The sequence below is a fragment of the Aquipuribacter aurantiacus genome (assembly GCF_051216895.1).
Classification (GTDB): Bacteria; Actinomycetota; Actinomycetes; order Actinomycetales; family JBBAYJ01; genus Aquipuribacter.
Map to the genome: position 1 here is coordinate 308,823 of NZ_JBPKAO010000004.1, position 17,174 is coordinate 325,996.

Consider the following 17,174-nt stretch of genomic DNA (forward strand, 5'->3'; position numbering starts at 1 on the left):
GAACGTTCAGTCGGCCCCACGAACCGGGGAGGCCCCTTCCGGGTAACGGTTCGTCAACCCTTCGGTAACGGTCTGTCCGAGCCAGCCCGCGAGCCAGTCGGGGTACACCCGGTCGGGGGTCGTGACGAGCTCCGCGGCGCTCCACCAGCGCCAGCGCAGGACCGACCTGACCTCCAGGTCGGTGTGCGCGACCGGCGCCACGAGCACCTCCGGGTCGGGCAGGACCACGGCGAAGTAGAGCTCGTGCTGGCGGTACAGCAACCCGTCGAACGCGAACTCGCTGCGGCGCTCGGCCACCGGGCCGGTGAGCGACTGGTCCCGCAGCCCGGTCTCCTCCCACAGCTCCCGGTGGGCGGCCTCCTCGGCCGACTCCTCGCCCTCGATCCCGCCCCCGGGCGTGAACCACCATGAGCCGCCCTCGCGGTGGGCGGGGTCCAGCCCCTCGAACAGCAGCACCCGTCCCCGGCCGTCGACCACGAGGACCCGGGCCGCCTCGCGGTCGAGGACCTGCATCGGCACCCGCGGTTCGTCCACGAGTCAGTAGTACCAGGGGAACGCGGACCAGTCCGGTGCGCGCTTGTCGAGGAACGCGTCGCGGCCCTCGACGGCCTCGTCGGTCATGTACGCCAGCCGGGTCGCCTCGCCCGCGAACACCTGCTGGCCCATCAGGCCGTCGTCGGTGAGGTTGAACGCGAACTTCAGCATCCGCTGCGCGGTGGGGGACTTGCCGTTGACCTCGGCCGCGACCTGCAGGGCCTCGCGCTCGAGGTCGACGTGCCGGGCGACGACGTTGACCGCGCCCATCCGCTGCATGTGGTCGGCGTCGTACGTGCGGCCGAGGAAGAAGATCTCGCGGGCGTTCTTCTGCCCGACCATCTTGGCCAGGTAGGCCGAGCCGTAGCCGGCGTCGAAGCTGCCGACGTCGGCGTCGGTCTGCTTGAACCGGGCGTGCTCGCGGCTGGCCACGGTGAGGTCGCACACCACGTGCAGGGAGTGCCCGCCGCCGGCGGCCCAGCCACCCACCACGGCCACGACGACCTTGGGCATGGTGCGGATCAGCCGCTGCACCTCCAGCACGTGCAACCGGCCCCCCTCGGCCGCCGTGCGCCGGGCGTCCACGGTCTCCGCGGTGTCACCGTCGGCGTACTGGTACCCGGTGCGACCGCGGATCCGCTGGTCGCCGCCGGAGCAGAAGGCCCAGCCGCCGTCCTTGGGGCTGGGGCCGTTGCCGGTCAGCAGGACGCAGCCCACGTCGGCGCTGCGGCGGGCGTGGTCCAGGGCGGCGTAGAGCTCGTCGACGGTGTGGGGGCGGAACGCGTTGCGGACCTCGGGCCGGTCGAAGGCGATCCGCACCGTGCCGCGGGCCGGACCGGGCAGCACGCAGCGGTGGTAGGTGATGTCGGTGAGGGCATCGCGGCCGAGCTCCGTCGGGTCGACCTCGCGCCACACCTGGGGGTCGAACGTGTCGGAGACGTGAGGCAACGAGGGCACGGCGTGAGCCTACGGCCGCGTCGGACCCGGGGACCCGCTCCCCTCACACTGGGGTGGTGACGCTGCCGGACCCCACGACGCCGGACCTGCCGGACCCCGACCGGGTGCACGTCGTCTCCCTCCCGCTGAGGACCCGCTTCCGGGGCGTCGGCGTGCGGGAGGTCCTGCTGGTCGACGGGCCCGCGGGCTGGGGCGAGTTCGCCCCCTTCGTCGAGTACGACGACCACGAGTCCGCCCGCTGGCTGGCCGCGTGCCTGGAGGCTGCGCACCACGGCTGGCCGGCGCCGCTGCGCGCCACGGTCGAGGTCAACGCCACCGTCCCGGCCGTCGCGGCCGCCGACGTCGCCGCTGTGCTGGCCCGCTTCCCCGGCTGCACCACGGCCAAGGTCAAGGTGGCCGAGCGGGGGCAGACCCTGGCCGACGACCTCGACCGGGTGGCGGCGGTGCGCGCCGTGCTGGGGGCCGACGCCGCGATCCGGGTCGACGCCAACGGTGCCTGGGACCTGGACCAGGCGGTCGACGCGCTGACCGCGCTCGCCGCGTACCGGCTCGACTACGCCGAGCAGCCCGTCGCCGAGGTCGCCGACCTGGCCCGGCTGCGGGTCCGCCTGGCCGCGGCGGGCCTCGACGTGCCGGTGGCGGCGGACGAGTCGGTCCGACGCGCCGAGGACCCGTTCGCAGTCGCGCTGGCCGGGGCCGCCGACGTCGTGGTGGTCAAGGTCGCCCCCCTGGGGGGTGTGCGACGTCTGCTCGAGGTGGCCGAGGTGCTGCAGGCCCGGCACGGCGTCGGCCTCACCGTGTCCTCGGCGCTGGACAGCTCGGTCGGCCTCGCCGCGGGGGTGGCCGCCGCCGCAGCGCTCCCGGGGGCGCCCAGGGCGGCGGGCCTGGGCACCGCGGCGCTGCTCGCCGCCGACGTCACCACCGCGCCCCTGCTGCCCGTCGACGGGCAGGTCCGGGTCGGACCGGTCGTCCCCGACCCCGACCTGCTCGCCCGTCACGCGGTCCCGCCCCCGCGGCAGCAGTGGTGGCGCGAGCGGCTCACCCGTTGCCACGCCGTGCTGCGGGGTGCCGGCGACGATGCCCGGGTGGGGGAGCGGGCATGATCGGCGGGTGAGCGACAACCCCTCGACGCGTGCGGCCCGGGCCATCGTCCAGGGACTCGTCGACGGCGGGGTCGAGCACGTGGTGCTGTGCCCCGGGTCCCGCTCGGCCCCGCTGGCCTACGCGCTGCACGCCGCGGAGTCCGCCGGCCTGCTGAGCGTCCACGTCCGTGTCGACGAGCGCTCGGCCGCGTTCACGGCCCTCGGCATCGGCAAGGGCACGGGGCCGGCGGCCGTGGTCACCACGTCGGGCACCGCGGTGGCCAACCTCCTCCCGGCCGTCTGGGAGGCCCGGCACGGACTGGTGCCGCTGGTGGTGCTGACCGCGGACCGGCCGGAGGCGCTGCGCGGCACCTGGGCCAACCAGACCACGCCGCTGCAGGCGGGGGCGTTCACCGACGCCGCCCTGCTGTCGCTGGACCTGCAGGCCTCCGACGAGGCCGTCGACTGGGCCGCCGTGGTGGCCCGTCTGGTCGACCGGGCCTCCGGCCACGACGAGCAGGGCCGCTACGACTGGGCGTCCGGCCCCGTCCACCTGGACGTGGGCTTCGACGACCCGCTGGTGCCCGACGACCTCACGTGGACCCCGGCCGGACCGCAGCCCGACGAGCCGGGCACCCCGGACCCCGAGCTCGACGAGGTGATGGCCGAGGCCGAGGCCATCCTCGTGGAGGCCGTGGACGGCGCGGGTGAGGACGCAGCCACCCCGGACCCGGACGTCCCCGACGACGCGGACGACGACGCCGACGAGCTCGACACCAGCTACCTGCCGGAGCGCCCGGGCGGACAGCTGCTGATGTGGTCGCGGCGCCGCACCGTCGTCGTCGCCGGCGACGGCGAGGGGTACGAGGCGCGCTTGCTGGCCGACCCCAGCGCGTTCCCGCTGCTGGCCGAACCGGGCTCCGACGCCGGTCCCAGCACCGCCGCCGTCTCCGCCTACCGCCACCTGCTCGACCTGCCCGGCCTCGGCGCCGACGTGGAGCGGGTGGTGGTCTACGGCCGGCCGACCCTCACCCGGCCGGTGACCCGGCTGCTCGCCCGCCCCGACGTGGAGGTGGTCCACGTGCCGCTGACCGGACAGGGTGGCCCCGGCCGGGAGCACCGCCGGGTGGCCGCCGTGATGGCCCGCATGGCGCTGGCCGCGGACCTGGAGTGGCTCGAGCGCTGGGTGCTGGCGGGGCGGCGGGCGAGGCAGGCCGTCGACGTCGTCCTCGACACCTGGGGCGGGCTGAGCGGGTTGCACGTGGCGCGCTCCGTGGCCCGCGCGCAGGAGGGGCTCCCGGTGGACGGCCCGAACCTGTTCGTGGGCGCCAGCAGCGTGGTGCGCGACCTGGACCTGGTGATGGACCACTCGGTCGAGCAGCCGCTGGTCCACGCCTCCCGCGGGCTGTCCGGCATCGACGGGTCGCTGTCGACCGCGTCGGGCATCGCGCTGGGCCGGGCGACGCCGGTGCGCGCCCTGGTGGGCGACCTGACGTTCCTGCACGACGCCAACGGCCTGCTGGTGGGCCCGACCGAGGAGCGGCCCCCGGTCCAGGTGGTCGTCGCGAACGACGGCGGTGGCGGCATCTTCGGCCTGCTCGAGCACGGCGAGGACCGGTTCGCGGAGGTCCACGAGCGCTTCTTCGCGACCCCGCAGGACGTCGACGTGGCCGCCCTGTGCCGCGCCCACCACGTCCCGCACCGCCTCGTCAGCACCGAGACCGAGCTGGACGAGGTGCTCCAGGACTGGGACGGCAGCAGCCAGGTGCTCGAGGTCGCCGTCGACCGCAGCCGCACGCGGGTCCTGTCCCGGGCCGTCGCCGACGCCGCCCGGGCCGCCGCCCTCGACTGAACGGCCCGTCCCGTCGGGACCGGACCGCCCCGTCGGCAGGGTCGCGTGGGACGCCGGGGGTCAGCGGGCGACGGGCAGGTGGTCGCGGTTGGCGTTGGGGGAGGTGTGCAGCACCGGACCGGTGGTGCCGCGCACGATCAGCTCGGGGGCGAACAGGTACTCCGTCGTCGGGTGCTGGCCGGTGCGCAGCTGCTCGACCAGGGCGGTGATGGCCACCGACGCCATGTCGCCCACCGGCTGACGCAGGGACGTGAGCGGCGGGTCCATGAACGCGTTGACGGGGGAGTCGTCGAAGCCGATCACCGACACGTCGTGGGGGATCGACAGCCCCATGCTGCGGGCGGCGCGGATGACCCCGAGCGCCATCGGGTCCGACGCGCAGACGATTCCCGTGCACCCGGCCTCGATCAGCCGTCGTCCGGTCGCCTGGCCACCCTCGATGGTGAACAGGGAGTGCTCGACGAGGCCCACGACCGGGTCGCCGGTACGGGCCCGCGCGGCCACCAGGCGCTCCAGCGCCGCGGCCTTGCGCACGACCGGGGTGTAGCGCTCGGGACCGACCGCCAGGCCGATCGTGCGGTGGCCCAGGGTCAGCAGGTGCTGCACGGCCATCTCGACGGCGGTCTGGTCGTCGGTCGCGATGAAGGTGGCGTCCAGGTCGGGCACGAAGCCGTTGACCAGCACCAGCGGCACCCCGAGGCGACGGAGCCGGTGGTAGCGGTCCGGCGGTGCCGTGGTGTCGGCGTGCATCCCGGACACCACGACCAGCCCCGCCATCGACCGGCCCAGCATGAGCTCGACCCACTCGTCCTCGCTGACCCCGGGCGTGAACTGCGACCCGACGAGCGGGGTGTACCCCTGCTGCACCAGCAGCGTCTGCATCCGCTGGACGAAGGCCGGGAACACGGGGTTGTCCAGCTCGGGGACGATCAGCCCGACGACGTCGGTGTCGATGCCCGTGCTCCGCTTGCTGGCCACGTACCCGGCCGCCTCGGCGGCGGCCAGGACGCGTTGCCGCACGGCCTCGCTCACGCCGTTCTTGCCGCGCAGCGCGCGGCTGACGGTGGCGGGGCTCACCCCGACCTCGGCCGCGATGACGTCGAGGGTGGTCATCCCGCGAATCTGGCACCAAACGCAACGCCAGCGCAAGGACAATGACCCGCGGCGGGTCGAGGAGGTCAAGATCGGGTAACGCAATCGAGGATGTGCGCGCAAGACCCTTCTGTCTTGCGTAGGTGGTTGCTACGTTGCGCCAAGCCGCTCGACGGACGAGCGGGCCGATCAAAGGAGATCCCCGATGCGACGACGCATCCCGGTCGTGGCGGCCCTCGCCGGCCTCACGCTGCTGGCCACCGCCTGCGGCAGTGGTGACACCGACCCCGTGGACGACCCCAGCGCGGCCCCGGCGGCCGAGCCCAGCGACGAGGCGGCGGCCGAGTCGTCGCCCGAGGGCAGCGAGGCGCCGATCGAGCGCGCCGACGCCGACCTCGTCATCTGGACCGACGACACCCGCGCCCCGATCGTGCAGGAGATCGGCGACGCCTTCGGCGAGGAGAACGACCTCACCGTCGCCGTGCAGCAGCTCGACTTCGGCATCATCCGCGAGAGCCTCATCACGCGCGGCCCCGTCGGCGAGGGCCCGGACATCATCGTCGGCGCCCACGACTGGCTCGGCCAGCTGGTCACCAACGGCGCGGTCTCCCCGCTGGAGCTCGGCGACTCCGCCGGCAACTTCTCCGAGGTCGCCGTCGAGGCGATGAGCTACGAGGGCCTCACCTACGGCCTGCCGTACGCGGTGGAGAACATCGCGCTGTTCCGCAACACCGCCCTTGCGCCGGAGGCCCCCGCCGACTTCCAGTCGATGCTGGAGGAGGGCCAGGCGCTGGTCGACGCGGGCGAGGCGGACCTGCCGGTGGCGCTGCAGGTCGGCGACGCGGGCGACGTGTTCCACTTCTACCCGATCCAGACCTCGTTCGGCTCGAGCATCTTCGGCACCAACGCCGACGGCAGCTACAACGCCGACGACCTGCAGATCGACAACGCGGGCGGCCTGGAGATGGCGGCCAAGCTGGGCGAGTGGAGCGAGGCCGGCTACCTCAACGCCGACGTCACCTTCGACATCGCCAGCGAGGCCTTCGCCAGCGGCCGCGCGCCGTACGCCATCACCGGCCCCTGGAACGTCGCGGCCTTCCAGGAGGGTGGCGTCGAGTTCGTCGTCGAGCCCATCCCGGCCGCCAGCAGCGAGCCCTCGCAGCCGTTCGTGGGCGTCCAGGGCTTCATGGTCTCCGCCTACGCCGAGAACCCGCTCGTCGCCAACGACTTCGTCCTCAACCACCTCGGCACCGAGGACGTCGCCCGGTCGCTGTACGAGAACGGCCAGCGCCCGCCGGCGTACACCTCCGTGTTCGACGAGGTGGCCTCCGACCCGATCATCGCCGGGTTCGGCGAGTACGGCGCCGAGGGTCAGCCCCTGCCCAACATCCCCGCCATGGACAGCGTCTGGGGCGACTTCGGCAACGCGCAGCGGGACATCCTGCTCGGCGCGGGCGACCCGGCCACCCTCGTCACCGACGCCGCCACCCGGATCCGCGAGAACATCGCCGGCTCCTAGGCACCTCCTGCACCTCCTGCACCACCTGAGCCGCCCCGGGGTCGCGGTCCCGTACCGCGACCCCGGGGTCACCACGCCAGGCCCCCACGCCCGGCACCCACGCACCCCCTCGACGAAGCGGAGGCCGTGTTGTCCGGCACCCTGACGCCCGCCCGCCCGGCGGGCGACCCGCCCTCGGCCCCGCCGCCCGGTGAGCCCCCCGTCCCGAGCCGCCGCCCCGGCGGTCGACCGCCGGGCTTCCTCACCGGCCTGCTGCTCAAGTCCGTCCTGATGGCCGTCGTCAACGCGCTGGGCGTGTTCGCGGTCTTCGTCGCGGTCGGAGCGCAGAACTGGGGCTTCGTCGCGTTCCTCACCCTCGCCCTCGTCGTGGCGGACTACGTCTACTTCAGCAGGCGGAACGTCCCGGCCAAGTACCTGTACCCGGGCCTGCTGTTCCTGCTCGTGTTCCAGGTCTTCGTCGTGCTCTACACCGGGTTCATCGCGTTCACCAACTACGGCGACGCCCACACCATCAACCAGACGACCGCCCGCGAGCAGATCCTCGCGGTCTCCGAGCAGCGGGTGCCGGACAGCCCCGCCTACGCCGTGACCGTCCTGGTCCGCGAGGGCGGCGCGGCCCCGGCCCCCGGGGTCGGCGCGGACGTCGACGACCCCGCCGCCGAGCCGGGCGTGGGTGCGCAGCCCGACGCGGGCGACGACCCGGCCCTGGACGCGGGCGCCGACGACGAGGAGCTGGCGTTCCTGCTCACCGACCCCGACGGCGTCGTCGGCCTCGGCACCGCGGCGGGCCTGCAGGAGGTCGCCGAGGACGACCTGACCCTGGACGACGACGGCCGGGCCACCGCGCTGGCCGGCTGGCAGAGCCTGGCCCTGTCCGACCTGGCCGACCGGCAGCAGGCCGTGGTCGGCTTCCGGGTCCCGCTCGACGCGGACGACCCGGACCAGGGCAGCCTGCGCACCCAGGACGGTCGGGTCGCCTACGTCAACCTGCCGCTGCTCAGCTGGGACGAGGCCACCGACACCCTCACCGACTCCCGGGACGGCACCACCTACTCCGCCGACCAGACGCGCGGCTTCTACGTCGACGGGGACGGGCAGGCGCTCACCCCCGGCTGGCGGGTGGGGGTGGGCACCGCCAACTTCGAGCGGATGTTCACCGACGACCGGCTGCGCGGGCCGTTCCTGCAGGTCCTGGCGTGGACGTTCGCGTTCGCGGCGCTGTCGGTGGTCCTCACGTTCCTGCTCGGGGTGGCCCTGGCCATGGCCCTGGACAACCCGCGGATGAGGGGCCGGAAGGTGTACCGGTCGTTGCTGCTGCTGCCCTACGCCGCGCCGAGCTTCATGTCGATGCTGCTGTGGGCGGGCTTCCTCAACCCGAGCTTCGGGTTCGTCAACCAGGTCCTGCTGGGCGGGGCGGAGATCCAGTGGCTCAACGACCCCTGGCTGGCCAAGGCCAGCATCCTGCTCGTCAACCTGTGGCTGGGCTTCCCGTACATGTTCCTCGTCTGCACGGGGGCGCTGCAGAGCATCCCGAACGACGTCAAGGAGGCGGCCCGGGTCGACGGGGCCAGCGCGCTGCGGGTGTTCCGCTCCATCATCCTGCCGCTGCTCATGGTGAGCGTCGCGCCGCTGCTCATCGCCAGCTTCGCCTTCAACTTCAACAACTTCACGCTCATCTACTTCGTGACCGGGGGCGGCCCGAACATCCCGACCGCGCCCATCACGATCGGCAGCACCGACCTGCTCATCCACGTCGTGTACACGCTGGGCTTCGAGAGCGGCGGCGGCCAGCAGTGGGGCTTCGCCTGCGCGATCAGCGTGTTCATCTTCGCCATCGTCGCGACGATCTCGGCGCTCGGCTTCCGTCAGACCCGCTCGCTCGAAGAGATCAACTGAGGGGCTGGACATGACCAAGTGGTTCGCCGACACCGGCTGGCGTCACCTCGTGGGCCTCGCGGCCCTCGTGTTCGCGCTGTTCCCCATCGTCTTCGTCGTCAGCGCGTCGCTGAACCCCGCGGGCACGCTCACGGCCAGCAACGCGCTGTTCAGCGACATCAGCCTCGAGAACTACCGCGACCTGTTCCGCTCACCGGTGTACCCGTACGCCAACTGGTACGTGAACACGCTGTTCGTCGCCACGGTGACGGCGGTGGCGCAGGTGTTCGTCGCCAGCCTGTCCGCGTACGCGTTCAGCCGGTTCCGCTTCGCCGGTCGGCGCGTGGGGCTGCTGGGCCTGCTGCTCATCCAGATGTTCCCGCAGATCCTCGCCGCCATCGCGATCTTCCTGCTCGTGTTCGAGATCGGCCAGCTGTTCCCCGGCATCGGCCTCGGCACGACGGTCGGGCTCATCCTCGTCTACATGGGCGGCGCCCTCGGGGTGAGCACGTTCCTCATCAAGGGGTTCTTCGACACCATCCCCAAGGAGCTCGACGAGGCCATGAAGGTGGACGGGGCGGGTCACGCCCGGGTGTTCTTCACCATGGTGCTGCCGCTGTCCGCCCCGGTCCTGGCCGTGGTCGTGCTGCTCGCGTTCATCACCACGCTCAACGAGTTCCTCGTCGCCAGCATCCTGCTCACGGCCCCGGAGTCGCAGACCCTCGCCGTCGGGCTCTACCAGCTGGTCAGCAGCCAGCTGAACGCCAACTGGGGCTTCTTCGCGGCCGGGGCGCTGCTCGGCACCATCCCGCCCGTGCTGCTGTTCCAGTGGCTGCAGAAGTACATCGTCTCCGGGCTGACGGCGGGCTCGGTCAAGTAGGGCGACCCCGCACCGGTCAGGACCCGGGGCGGCGCCCCCGTCCGCGGCCCCCAGGACCGGGTCGGGCCGATTAAGCGGGGACGACGACCCCCGGCTGCCGCGCGGCGCCCAGGGCGTGCGCGAGCTCGGTCTCCAGCCCCAGGTGGGCCACCGGGTCGGCCACCGCCGCGACCTCGCGCTCGAGCTCGCGCACCAGCGGGATGACCCGCTCGCCGAAGGCCTGCACCTCCTCCCGGACGTGCAGGAACCCCAGCAGCAGCAGGTCGACGCCGATGAGCCGGTAGGCCAGCACCCGCCGGGCGACCTGCTCCGGGGTGCCGATCAGCCCGGTCCGGAACCCGTCGTTGTACTGCACCAGGTCCGTGAGGTCGCTGTCGGCCCACATGCCCCTGCCGTCGCGCGTGCTGCTCCCGGCCTGCTGCACGGCGTCGCGGAACCCCTCGACCTTGGCCACGTCGGCGTGGGCGACGATGTCCTCGACGACCTGCCGGGCCTCGGCCTCGGTGTCGCGGACCACCGCGAAGCCGTTCAGGCCGAACCGCACCCGTCGGTCGGCGGCCGCGGCGTACCCACCCACCTCCGAGACCTGCTCGGCGACCGCGTCGAACCCGGCCCCGTTCATGAGGTACCAGTCGCTGGCCCGCCCGGCCATGTGCCGGGCGTCGGTCGAGTTGCCGCCCTGGAAGATCTCCGGCAGCACGTCCGGTCGTGGTCGGAACGTCAGGTCCCGGGTCCGGAAGTAGTCCCCGCGGTAGGTGAAGTCGTCCGTGGTCCACGCCCCGCGCAGCACGTCGATGAACTCCTCCGACTGCCGGTAGCGCTCGCCGTGCTCCAGCCAGGTCGCGCCCAGGCTGAGGGCCTCACCCTTGAACCAGCCCGACACGACGTTGAGCGCGAGGCGTCCGCCCGTCAGCTCCTGGGCCGTGGCGGCCCACTTGGCCAGGACGGTCGGCGGCCAGAAGTACGGGTGGACGGCCGCGATGACCGTCAGCCGCTCGGTGGCCAGCAGCAGCGCCAGCGAGAACGAGGTCGACTCGTGCTGGGAGTCCGCCCCGTAGGAGGCGCCGTAGCGGACCTGGGTGAGGGCGTAGTCGAAACCCGCGGCCTCGGCCGCCCGGGCGGTGTCGACGTTGTAGGCGGGGGAGTGCTCGGTGCGCTGCGGCAGCGTCGACACCACGAGCCCGCCGGACACGTTGGGCACCCAGTAGGCGAAGCGCAGCGGCTCGGAGGGGGCGTCGGGACGCGAAGACGGTGTGCTCATGCGACGGCTCCGGTCAGCTGTGCGGCGGGCGCCGCGGTACGGGTGTAGCGGCCGTCGTGGTGGACCAGCGGCCCGGACCGGTGGGCCGGCCGGACGCCGTACCCGCCCCGGGCGAGGTGGGGGTCGGCGGGTCCGGGGAGGTCGAGGTCGTCGCGGACGTCGTGGACCTCCCCGAGGACGACGAGGGAGTCCCCGGCGTCGACGAGTCGCAGCACGGCCCCCGACACCCGGGTCACCGTCCCGTGGACGTGGGGCAGGCCGTCGTCGGCCCAGGACCAGGTGGTCTCCTCGGTGAAGCGCCGGGAGGCGTCGGCGGCGAACCGGCGTGCGACGTCCTCCTGGTCCGCTGACAGCAGGTGGGCGGCGTAGCGGCCCGAGCGCAGCAGCGTGCCCAGGCTGGAGGAGGTGCGGGACACGTTGAACGACAGCAACGGCGGCGAGATCGACACCGAGGCGACGGACACGGCGGTGAACCCGACGGGTGAGCCCTCGTGCGCGGACGTCACGACCCAGACGCTGGAGGCGTCGAGCCGGAACGCGCGCCGAAGGTCCACCGCGGGTCCACCCCAGGCGGGGGTGGTGGTCACGGTGAGCTCCTTGGTCCCGGGCGCCGTGGCGGCCCGGGCTCGTGCGGTCAGGTGGTCCGGTGCAGGTCCGAGCGAGGTGGTCGGCTCAGGACGGACAGACCGCGGAGCAGGTGTGCAGCAGGTCGACGGCACGTCGACGCACGAGAGGGGTGCTGAACATCGGTTGCTCCTCCATCGGTCCTGGCGGAAGCACCCGCACCCGTTGCCGGGGGTTGCTGCGACGTCTACGAGCCAGGTCTCTCGGTCGCTCTGGATGGTTGCAGGACGAAGGTGGCAGACCGGGCGGGTCCTGTCCAGGTCCCGGTCGATCCGTCTCGGCGTCTGGGACGGCGGTCGTGCCGGTCGGGTCAGCCGTCCCCGCGCAGGGTCAGCACGACCTCGTCGAGGAAGTCGTCGACCTCGTCCTGGTCGTAGCCGGTGCGGAACTTGGTCGGGGCGAACCGGACGGCCACCACCTCCTCCGCGGTGAGGGTCGTGGGTCGGCCCACGTGGACCTGCTGCAGCGCGTCGGCGACCCGGTCGAGGAACGCGTCCACCTCGTCGGCGGCGTAGCCCTCACGCCACTTGGTCGTCGTGAACGTCCGGCTGCGGACGGCGTCCACGGTCAGGGTCATGGCCCCGATCCTCTCGCGCCACGGCCGGGTGGGGCGGCGGGACGGGCCCGACGGTGCCCGGTCCCATCCGTTCGGCTCAGCCGGCCAGGGCGTCGCGCATCGGCACGAACTTGGCGGTCGACTCCGCGAGCTCGGCGGCCGGGTCCGACCCCTCGACGATGCCGCAGCCCGCGAACAGGCGGATCTCGTGGCCGTCCGGGTCGAGCTGGCCGCACCGCAGCGCGATGCCCCACTCGCCGTCGCCCGCCGCGTCCAGCCAGCCCACCGGCCCGGCGTAGCGACCGCGGTCCATGCCCTCCAGCTCGGCGATGAGGGCGGCCGCGGCCGTCGTCGGCGTCCCGCAGACCGCGGCCGAGGGGTGCAGGGCGGCCGCCAGGTGCAGGCTCGACACGTCGTCGCGCAGGACGCCGGTGACGTCGGTGGCCAGGTGCATGACGTTGGCCAGGTGCAGCACGAACGGCGACTCCGGGACGTTGGTGCCGGCGCAGAAGGGGGTGATGGCCTCGACCACGCTGCGGACGGCGTACTCGTGCTCGCCCAGGTCCTTGCTCGACCGGGCCAGCGACGCCGCCAGGGCCAGGTCGTGGGCGTCGTCACCGGTGCGGCGGATGGTCCCGGCCAGCACGCGCGAGGCGACCAGCCGCATCTGCGTGCGGACGAGCATCTCCGGGGTGGCGCCCACCAGTCCGTCGACGCTGAACGTCCAGGTGGAGGGGTAGGCGTCCGCCAGGCGCCGCAGCAGCGCGCGCGGGTCCAGGGGGGACCCGGTGCGGGCCAGCAGGTCCCGGGCCAGGACGACCTTGGCCACCTCGCCGGCCTCGATGCGGCGGACGGCGGCCTCCACCAGTGCCTCCCAGGCGGCGCTGCTCACCGCGCCGTCGGCGAACGCGACCGGGCCCGGTCGTGGTGGGGCGGGCGCCACGGGCGGCGGCCCGTCGACCGGTCCCGGGATCACGCCGTCGGTGTTGCCGTCGGTGAGGGTGGTCCTCGTCAGCCACCAGCGCCCGTCCCGGTGCCCGACGACCGTCGCCGGGACGACGAGCTGGCTGGTGCTGGGCGAGCCGTCGGCGAACGCGAACGACCCGAAGGCCACCGGACCGGTGCCCCGCAGGCCCACGTCGTCGCGGACCACGGCGCCGGCCAGCAGCCGCTGCCACCGCCGCTCGGCGGCGGCGAACCGGTCGGGGCCGGTCGTGCTCACCCGGGCGGTCTCGCCCCAGCCCACGAGACCCTCGCCGCGCCGCACCCAGGACAACGGGGCCTGCCCGGGGGGCAGCAGCTCCAGCAACGGGCCGGGGTCGTCGATCTCGACGGTGCGTGACACGAGCCGGGCGCCAGGACGGGCGGCCGGCTCGGCGTGGTCTGCCATGGTGCTCGACATCGTGATCACAGGGTAGGTCGCCACCGGTCGTGCCCGCGCCCCGGGCGTCGTGGGACGATCTGCAGGTGCCCGACACCCCGGTCCGCGCCCAGCTGGACAAGCGTCCCGACGAGGTCTCGTCGATGTTCGACGGGGTCGCCGAGCGGTACGACCTGACGAACACCGTGCTGTCGCTCGGCTCCGACCGCCGCTGGCGTCGCATGGTGATGCGCGACCTGGACGCCCGCCACGGCGAGCGGGTCCTCGACCTGGCCGCCGGCACCGGGACGTCGACCGAGCCGTTCGCCGACGCGGGGGTGCGGGCGGTGGCCTGCGACTTCTCCCTCGGCATGCTCCAGGTCGGCCGGCGTCGTCGACCGGACATGTCGTTCCTGGCCGGTGACGCAACCCGGCTGCCGTTCGCCGACGCCTCGTTCGACGCCGCGACCATCTCCTTCGGCCTGCGCAACGTGGTCGACCCCGACGCCGGGCTGGCCGAGATGCTGCGGGTCGTGCGTCCCGGTGGCCGCCTCGTCGTCTGCGAGTTCAGCCACCCCACCTGGAAGCCGTTCCGGGCCGTCTACGACCGCTACCTGCTGCGGGTGCTGCCCGCGGTGTCGCGCGTGGCCTCGTCCAACCCGGAGGCCTACGACTACCTGGCCGAGTCGATCCAGGCCTGGCCCGACCAGCAGGCGCTCGCCGAACGGATCCGGGCGGCCGGCTGGAGCCAGGTCACCTGGCGCGACGCCAGCGCCGGCATCGTCGCCCTGCACCGCGCCGTCCGCCCCTGACCCGGCGGGCCCGCACCGGTCCGGCCGTCCTGACCGACGGGTGGCACACGGACTGGTCGTGATCCGGCCGCTCCACCCCCCCGATCACATCACCTGCGTGTGCCACCCCCGCCCGGCCCGCCCGGCCCGCCCGGCCCGCCCGGCCCGCCGGCCCGGGCCACCCGTCCGGCGGGGCGGCCGGCCCCGTCGTACCCTTGTGAACACGTGCACAAGTCCGGTGCGCATGTCCCTGGAGGTCCACGCGTGAGCACCCTGACCGAACAGCCCGTCACCGCGGTCGACGACGTCCCCGCGGAGGCCGACGTCGTCGTGGTCGGCGCGGGCCCCGCCGGCGCGACGGCCGCGGCCTACCTCGCCCGGACCGGCCTGCACGTGGTGCTGCTGGAGAAGACGGCCTTCCCGCGCGAGAAGGTCTGCGGCGACGGGCTGACCCCGCGCGGGGTCAAGGAGCTCGTCGCCCTCGGCGTGCAGCACCGCGAGGAGGACGGCTGGATCCGCAACAAGGGCCTCCGCATCATCGGTGGCGGCCAGCGGCTGCAGCTGGACTGGCCCGAGCTCACCGGGGTGCCCAGCTACGGCCTGGTCCGCCCCCGCGCCGACCTCGACGAGGTGCTGGCCCGGACCGCGCAGCGGGAGGGCGCGCAGCTGTTCGAGCAGACCTCGGTCACCGGCCCGGTCCTGGACGCCACCGGCCGCATCACGGCCGTCACCTGGGCCCGCCACGACGAGCGGGGCCGCAAGACCGGCCTGACCGGCACCGTCAGGGCCAGGCTGGTCGTCGCCGCCGACGGCAACTCCAGCCGGCTCAGCCTGGCCATGGGCCTGATCAAGCGCGACGACCGTCCGCTCGGGGTCGCGGTGCGGACGTACTACACGTCCCCGCGCACCCACGACGACTACCTGGAGTCCTGGCTCGAGCTGTGGGACGGCCCGCCCGGGCAGTCCACGCTGCTGCCGGGCTACGGCTGGGTGTTCGGCGTCGGGGACGGCACGAGCAACGTCGGGCTCGGCATCCTCAGCAGCTCCAGCGCCTTCGGCAAGGTCGACTACAAGGAGCTGCTGCAGCGCTGGGTCGCGACGATGCCGGCCGACTGGGGCTTCACCCCCGACAACCAGACGATGGCCATCAAGGGCGCGGCCCTGCCGATGGGCTTCAACCGCACGCCGCACTACACCAAGGGCCTTCTGCTGGTCGGCGACGCGGGCGGCATGGTCAACCCGTTCAACGGCGAGGGCATCGCCTACGCCATGGCCAGCTCCCGGATCGCGGCCGGGGTGATCGCCCAGGCGATGGCCATGCCGGAGCACGCCCGCGAGCGCGCTCTGCAGGCCTACCCCAAGGCCGTCGAGGCCGAGATGGGCGCCTACTACGCGCTGGGCCGGGTCTTCGTGAAGATCATCGGCAACCCCTGGGTGATGGCCACGGCGACCCGCTACGGGCTCCCGCGCCCGCTGCTCATGCAGTTCGTCCTCAAGCTGCTCGCCAACCTCTACGAGGACACGGGTGGCGACCCGGTGGACAAGGTCATCCAGCAGATGGAGCGGTTGTCCCCGGTGGCGTCGCGCCTCGCATGAGCCCCCGCCCCCGCACCGCCGGTCACGGATGCATTTCGTCAGCGACCGGTGACGTAAACGTGCTGGTGGGGGGCGAGCCCCAGGTCTCGGAGCGGCACGAGGCGACCCCTAGGATGTCGCCGACCGTGCATGCGCGAGACGGCCGCGTCCCAGGCGCGACCCGACGAGGAGACCTCACGTGAGCCCCTATCTGCCGCTGGTGATCATGCTGGCGATCGGCGTCGGCTTCGCCGCCTTCTCCATCGTCGCGACGTCGCTCACCGGTCCCTCGCGCTACAACCGGGCCAAGCTCGAGGCCTACGAGTGCGGCATCCAGCCCACCCCGCAGGCCGCAGGCGGGGGCCGGGTGCCGATCAAGTTCTACCTGATCGCCATGCTGTTCATCGTCTTCGACATCGAGACGGTCTTCCTGATCCCGTGGGCGATCGCCTTCAACCAGCTGGGGCTGTTCGCCCTGGTCCAGGTCCTGCTGTTCGTCGGGGCCATCCTCGTCGCGTACGCCTACGTCTGGCGTCGTGGCGGGCTCGACTGGGACTGACGGACCAGCACGCGCACCAGTCCTGAGCACCAGCACGTACCGGCACCGCACGCACCACCGACAGGAGCAACAGCATGGGTATCGAGGAGAAGCTCCCCGCCGGGATCCTCCTGGGACAGGTGGAACAGCTCGTCGGCCTGGTCCGCAAGGCGTCGGTCTGGCCGGCCACCTTCGGCCTGGCCTGCTGCGCCATCGAGATGATGGCCGTGGGCGGGCCCAAGTACGACATCGCCCGCTTCGGCATGGAGCGGTTCTCCGCCAGCCCGCGTCAGGCCGACCTGATGATCGTCGCGGGCCGGGTGAGCCAGAAGATGGCCCCGGTCGTGCGGCAGGTCTACGACCAGATGCCCAACCCCAAGTGGGTGATCGCGATGGGCGTCTGCGCGAGCTCCGGCGGCATGTTCAACAACTACGCGATCGTCCAGGGCGTCGACCACATCGTCCCCGTCGACGTGTACCTGCCCGGCTGCCCGCCGCGCCCGGAGATGCTGCTGGACGCGATCCTCAAGCTCCACGAGCAGATCAAGGGCGAGAAGCTCGGCCCCCACAAGAGGGCCGCCGAGGTGGAGGCCGAGGAGAAGGCCCTCGCCGCCACCCCCACCATCCAGATGAAGGGCCTGCTGCGGTGAGCGACGCCACGGAGCCCGCGGGCGGCAA

General features: G+C 73.2%; 15 protein-coding genes, 2 pseudogenes and 1 riboswitch. Of the genes and pseudogenes, 9 read left to right on the forward strand and 8 right to left on the reverse strand.

What is annotated here, in order from left to right:
• Positions 1-6: 6 nt before the first annotated feature.
• Together ACR80Q_RS08125 and ACR80Q_RS08130 are read right to left on the reverse strand one after the other, a co-directional pair.
• Positions 7-534, reverse strand: a complete 528-nt coding sequence (locus ACR80Q_RS08125) for an NUDIX hydrolase (RefSeq protein WP_435377089.1) — start codon at positions 532-534, stop codon at positions 7-9.
• A 3-nt stretch (positions 535-537) separates the two neighbouring features.
• Complete coding sequence (locus ACR80Q_RS08130; RefSeq protein ID WP_435377090.1) at positions 538-1,491, reverse strand: 1,4-dihydroxy-2-naphthoyl-CoA synthase; 954 nt, start codon at positions 1,489-1,491, stop codon at positions 538-540.
• Positions 1,492-1,553: 62 nt separating this feature from the next.
• On the opposite strand from ACR80Q_RS08130, the gene ACR80Q_RS08135 reads away from it, so the two are divergent.
• Positions 1,554-2,594, forward strand: a complete 1,041-nt coding sequence (locus tag ACR80Q_RS08135; RefSeq protein ID WP_435377121.1) for an o-succinylbenzoate synthase — start codon at positions 1,554-1,556, stop codon at positions 2,592-2,594.
• A 7-nt stretch (positions 2,595-2,601) separates the two neighbouring features.
• Positions 2,602-4,425 carry a 2-succinyl-5-enolpyruvyl-6-hydroxy-3-cyclohexene-1-carboxylic-acid synthase gene (menD, locus tag ACR80Q_RS08140; protein WP_435377091.1) on the forward strand — a complete coding sequence of 608 codons (1,824 nt, stop codon included), beginning with the start codon at positions 2,602-2,604 and terminating at the stop codon, positions 4,423-4,425.
• Positions 4,426-4,485: 60 nt separating this feature from the next.
• On the opposite strand, the gene ACR80Q_RS08145 is transcribed toward menD, so the two are convergent.
• Complete coding sequence (locus ACR80Q_RS08145; protein ID WP_435377092.1) at positions 4,486-5,538, reverse strand: LacI family DNA-binding transcriptional regulator; 1,053 nt, start codon at positions 5,536-5,538, stop codon at positions 4,486-4,488.
• A 184-nt stretch (positions 5,539-5,722) separates the two neighbouring features.
• Between ACR80Q_RS08145 and ACR80Q_RS08150 the strand changes: the two genes are divergently transcribed.
• The 3 genes from ACR80Q_RS08150 to ACR80Q_RS08160 all read left to right on the forward strand — a co-directional run bounded on the left by ACR80Q_RS08150 (position 5,723) and on the right by ACR80Q_RS08160 (position 9,791).
• Entirely contained in the window at positions 5,723-7,036 is a 1,314-nt protein-coding gene (locus tag ACR80Q_RS08150) for a sugar ABC transporter substrate-binding protein (RefSeq protein ID WP_435377093.1), read from the forward strand.
• A 129-nt stretch (positions 7,037-7,165) separates the two neighbouring features.
• Positions 7,166-8,932, forward strand: a complete 1,767-nt coding sequence (locus ACR80Q_RS08155; RefSeq protein WP_435377094.1) for an ABC transporter permease subunit — start codon at positions 7,166-7,168, stop codon at positions 8,930-8,932.
• A gap of 10 nt (positions 8,933-8,942) precedes the next feature.
• Positions 8,943-9,791, forward strand: a complete 849-nt coding sequence (locus ACR80Q_RS08160) for a sugar ABC transporter permease (RefSeq protein WP_435377095.1) — start codon at positions 8,943-8,945, stop codon at positions 9,789-9,791.
• Between the two features lie 70 nt (positions 9,792-9,861).
• Here ACR80Q_RS08160 and sfnG read toward each other — a convergent pair whose 3' ends face one another.
• From sfnG to ACR80Q_RS08185, 5 genes and pseudogenes are all read right to left on the reverse strand, one after another.
• Positions 9,862-11,052, reverse strand: coding sequence for a dimethylsulfone monooxygenase SfnG (gene sfnG, locus ACR80Q_RS08165; RefSeq protein ID WP_435377096.1), 1,191 nt, complete (start codon positions 11,050-11,052; stop codon positions 9,862-9,864).
• A complete protein-coding gene (locus ACR80Q_RS08170; RefSeq protein WP_435377097.1) occupies positions 11,049-11,639 on the reverse strand; it encodes a flavin reductase family protein in 591 nt (196 codons plus the stop codon). The genes sfnG and ACR80Q_RS08170 overlap by 4 nt, the downstream gene beginning before the upstream one ends.
• Positions 11,640-11,807: 168 nt before the next feature.
• Positions 11,808-11,899: riboswitch (SAM riboswitch) on the reverse strand.
• Positions 11,900-11,998: 99 nt separating this feature from the next.
• A pseudogene (locus ACR80Q_RS08175) lies at positions 11,999-12,127 on the reverse strand (DivIVA domain-containing protein); the annotation flags it as partial.
• A gap of 24 nt (positions 12,128-12,151) precedes the next feature.
• Positions 12,152-12,253 (reverse strand): annotated as a pseudogene (locus ACR80Q_RS08180) (DivIVA domain-containing protein); the annotation flags it as partial.
• 76 nt (positions 12,254-12,329) lie between these two features.
• On the reverse strand, positions 12,330-13,634 hold the full coding sequence (locus tag ACR80Q_RS08185) for an isochorismate synthase (protein WP_435377098.1): 1,305 nt from the start codon (positions 13,632-13,634) through the stop codon (positions 12,330-12,332).
• A gap of 122 nt (positions 13,635-13,756) precedes the next feature.
• Here ACR80Q_RS08185 and ACR80Q_RS08190 point away from each other — a divergent pair, with 122 nt between their 5' ends.
• From ACR80Q_RS08190 to ACR80Q_RS08205, 4 genes are all read left to right on the forward strand, one after another.
• Complete coding sequence (locus ACR80Q_RS08190) at positions 13,757-14,404, forward strand: demethylmenaquinone methyltransferase (protein ID WP_435377122.1); 648 nt, start codon at positions 13,757-13,759, stop codon at positions 14,402-14,404.
• Positions 14,405-14,647: 243 nt separating this feature from the next.
• A complete protein-coding gene (locus ACR80Q_RS08195) occupies positions 14,648-15,979 on the forward strand; it encodes a geranylgeranyl reductase family protein (protein ID WP_435377099.1) in 1,332 nt (443 codons plus the stop codon).
• A gap of 178 nt (positions 15,980-16,157) precedes the next feature.
• Positions 16,158-16,517, forward strand: a complete 360-nt coding sequence (locus ACR80Q_RS08200) for an NADH-quinone oxidoreductase subunit A (RefSeq protein ID WP_435377100.1) — start codon at positions 16,158-16,160, stop codon at positions 16,515-16,517.
• 74 nt (positions 16,518-16,591) lie between these two features.
• Positions 16,592-17,146 carry a NuoB/complex I 20 kDa subunit family protein gene (locus tag ACR80Q_RS08205; RefSeq protein WP_380166531.1) on the forward strand — a complete coding sequence of 185 codons (555 nt, stop codon included), beginning with the start codon at positions 16,592-16,594 and terminating at the stop codon, positions 17,144-17,146.
• Positions 17,147-17,174 lie beyond the last annotated feature (28 nt).

What these genes read in the sequence shown, in the direction of transcription:
- ACR80Q_RS08145 (WP_435377092.1), bottom strand. Translation starts at nt 5,538, where the DNA reads ATGACCACCCTCGACGTCATCGCGGCCGAGGTCGGGGTGAGCCCCGCC.
- ACR80Q_RS08150 (WP_435377093.1), top strand. Translation starts at nt 5,723, where the DNA reads ATGCGACGACGCATCCCGGTCGTGGCGGCCCTCGCCGGCCTCACGCTG.
- ACR80Q_RS08160 (WP_435377095.1), top strand. Translation starts at nt 8,943, where the DNA reads ATGACCAAGTGGTTCGCCGACACCGGCTGGCGTCACCTCGTGGGCCTC.
- sfnG (WP_435377096.1), bottom strand. Translation starts at nt 11,052, where the DNA reads ATGAGCACACCGTCTTCGCGTCCCGACGCCCCCTCCGAGCCGCTGCGC.
- ACR80Q_RS08185 (WP_435377098.1), bottom strand. Translation starts at nt 13,634, where the DNA reads ATGTCGAGCACCATGGCAGACCACGCCGAGCCGGCCGCCCGTCCTGGC.
- ACR80Q_RS08190 (WP_435377122.1), top strand. Translation starts at nt 13,757, where the DNA reads ATGTTCGACGGGGTCGCCGAGCGGTACGACCTGACGAACACCGTGCTG.
- ACR80Q_RS08205 (WP_380166531.1), top strand. Translation starts at nt 16,592, where the DNA reads ATGGGTATCGAGGAGAAGCTCCCCGCCGGGATCCTCCTGGGACAGGTG.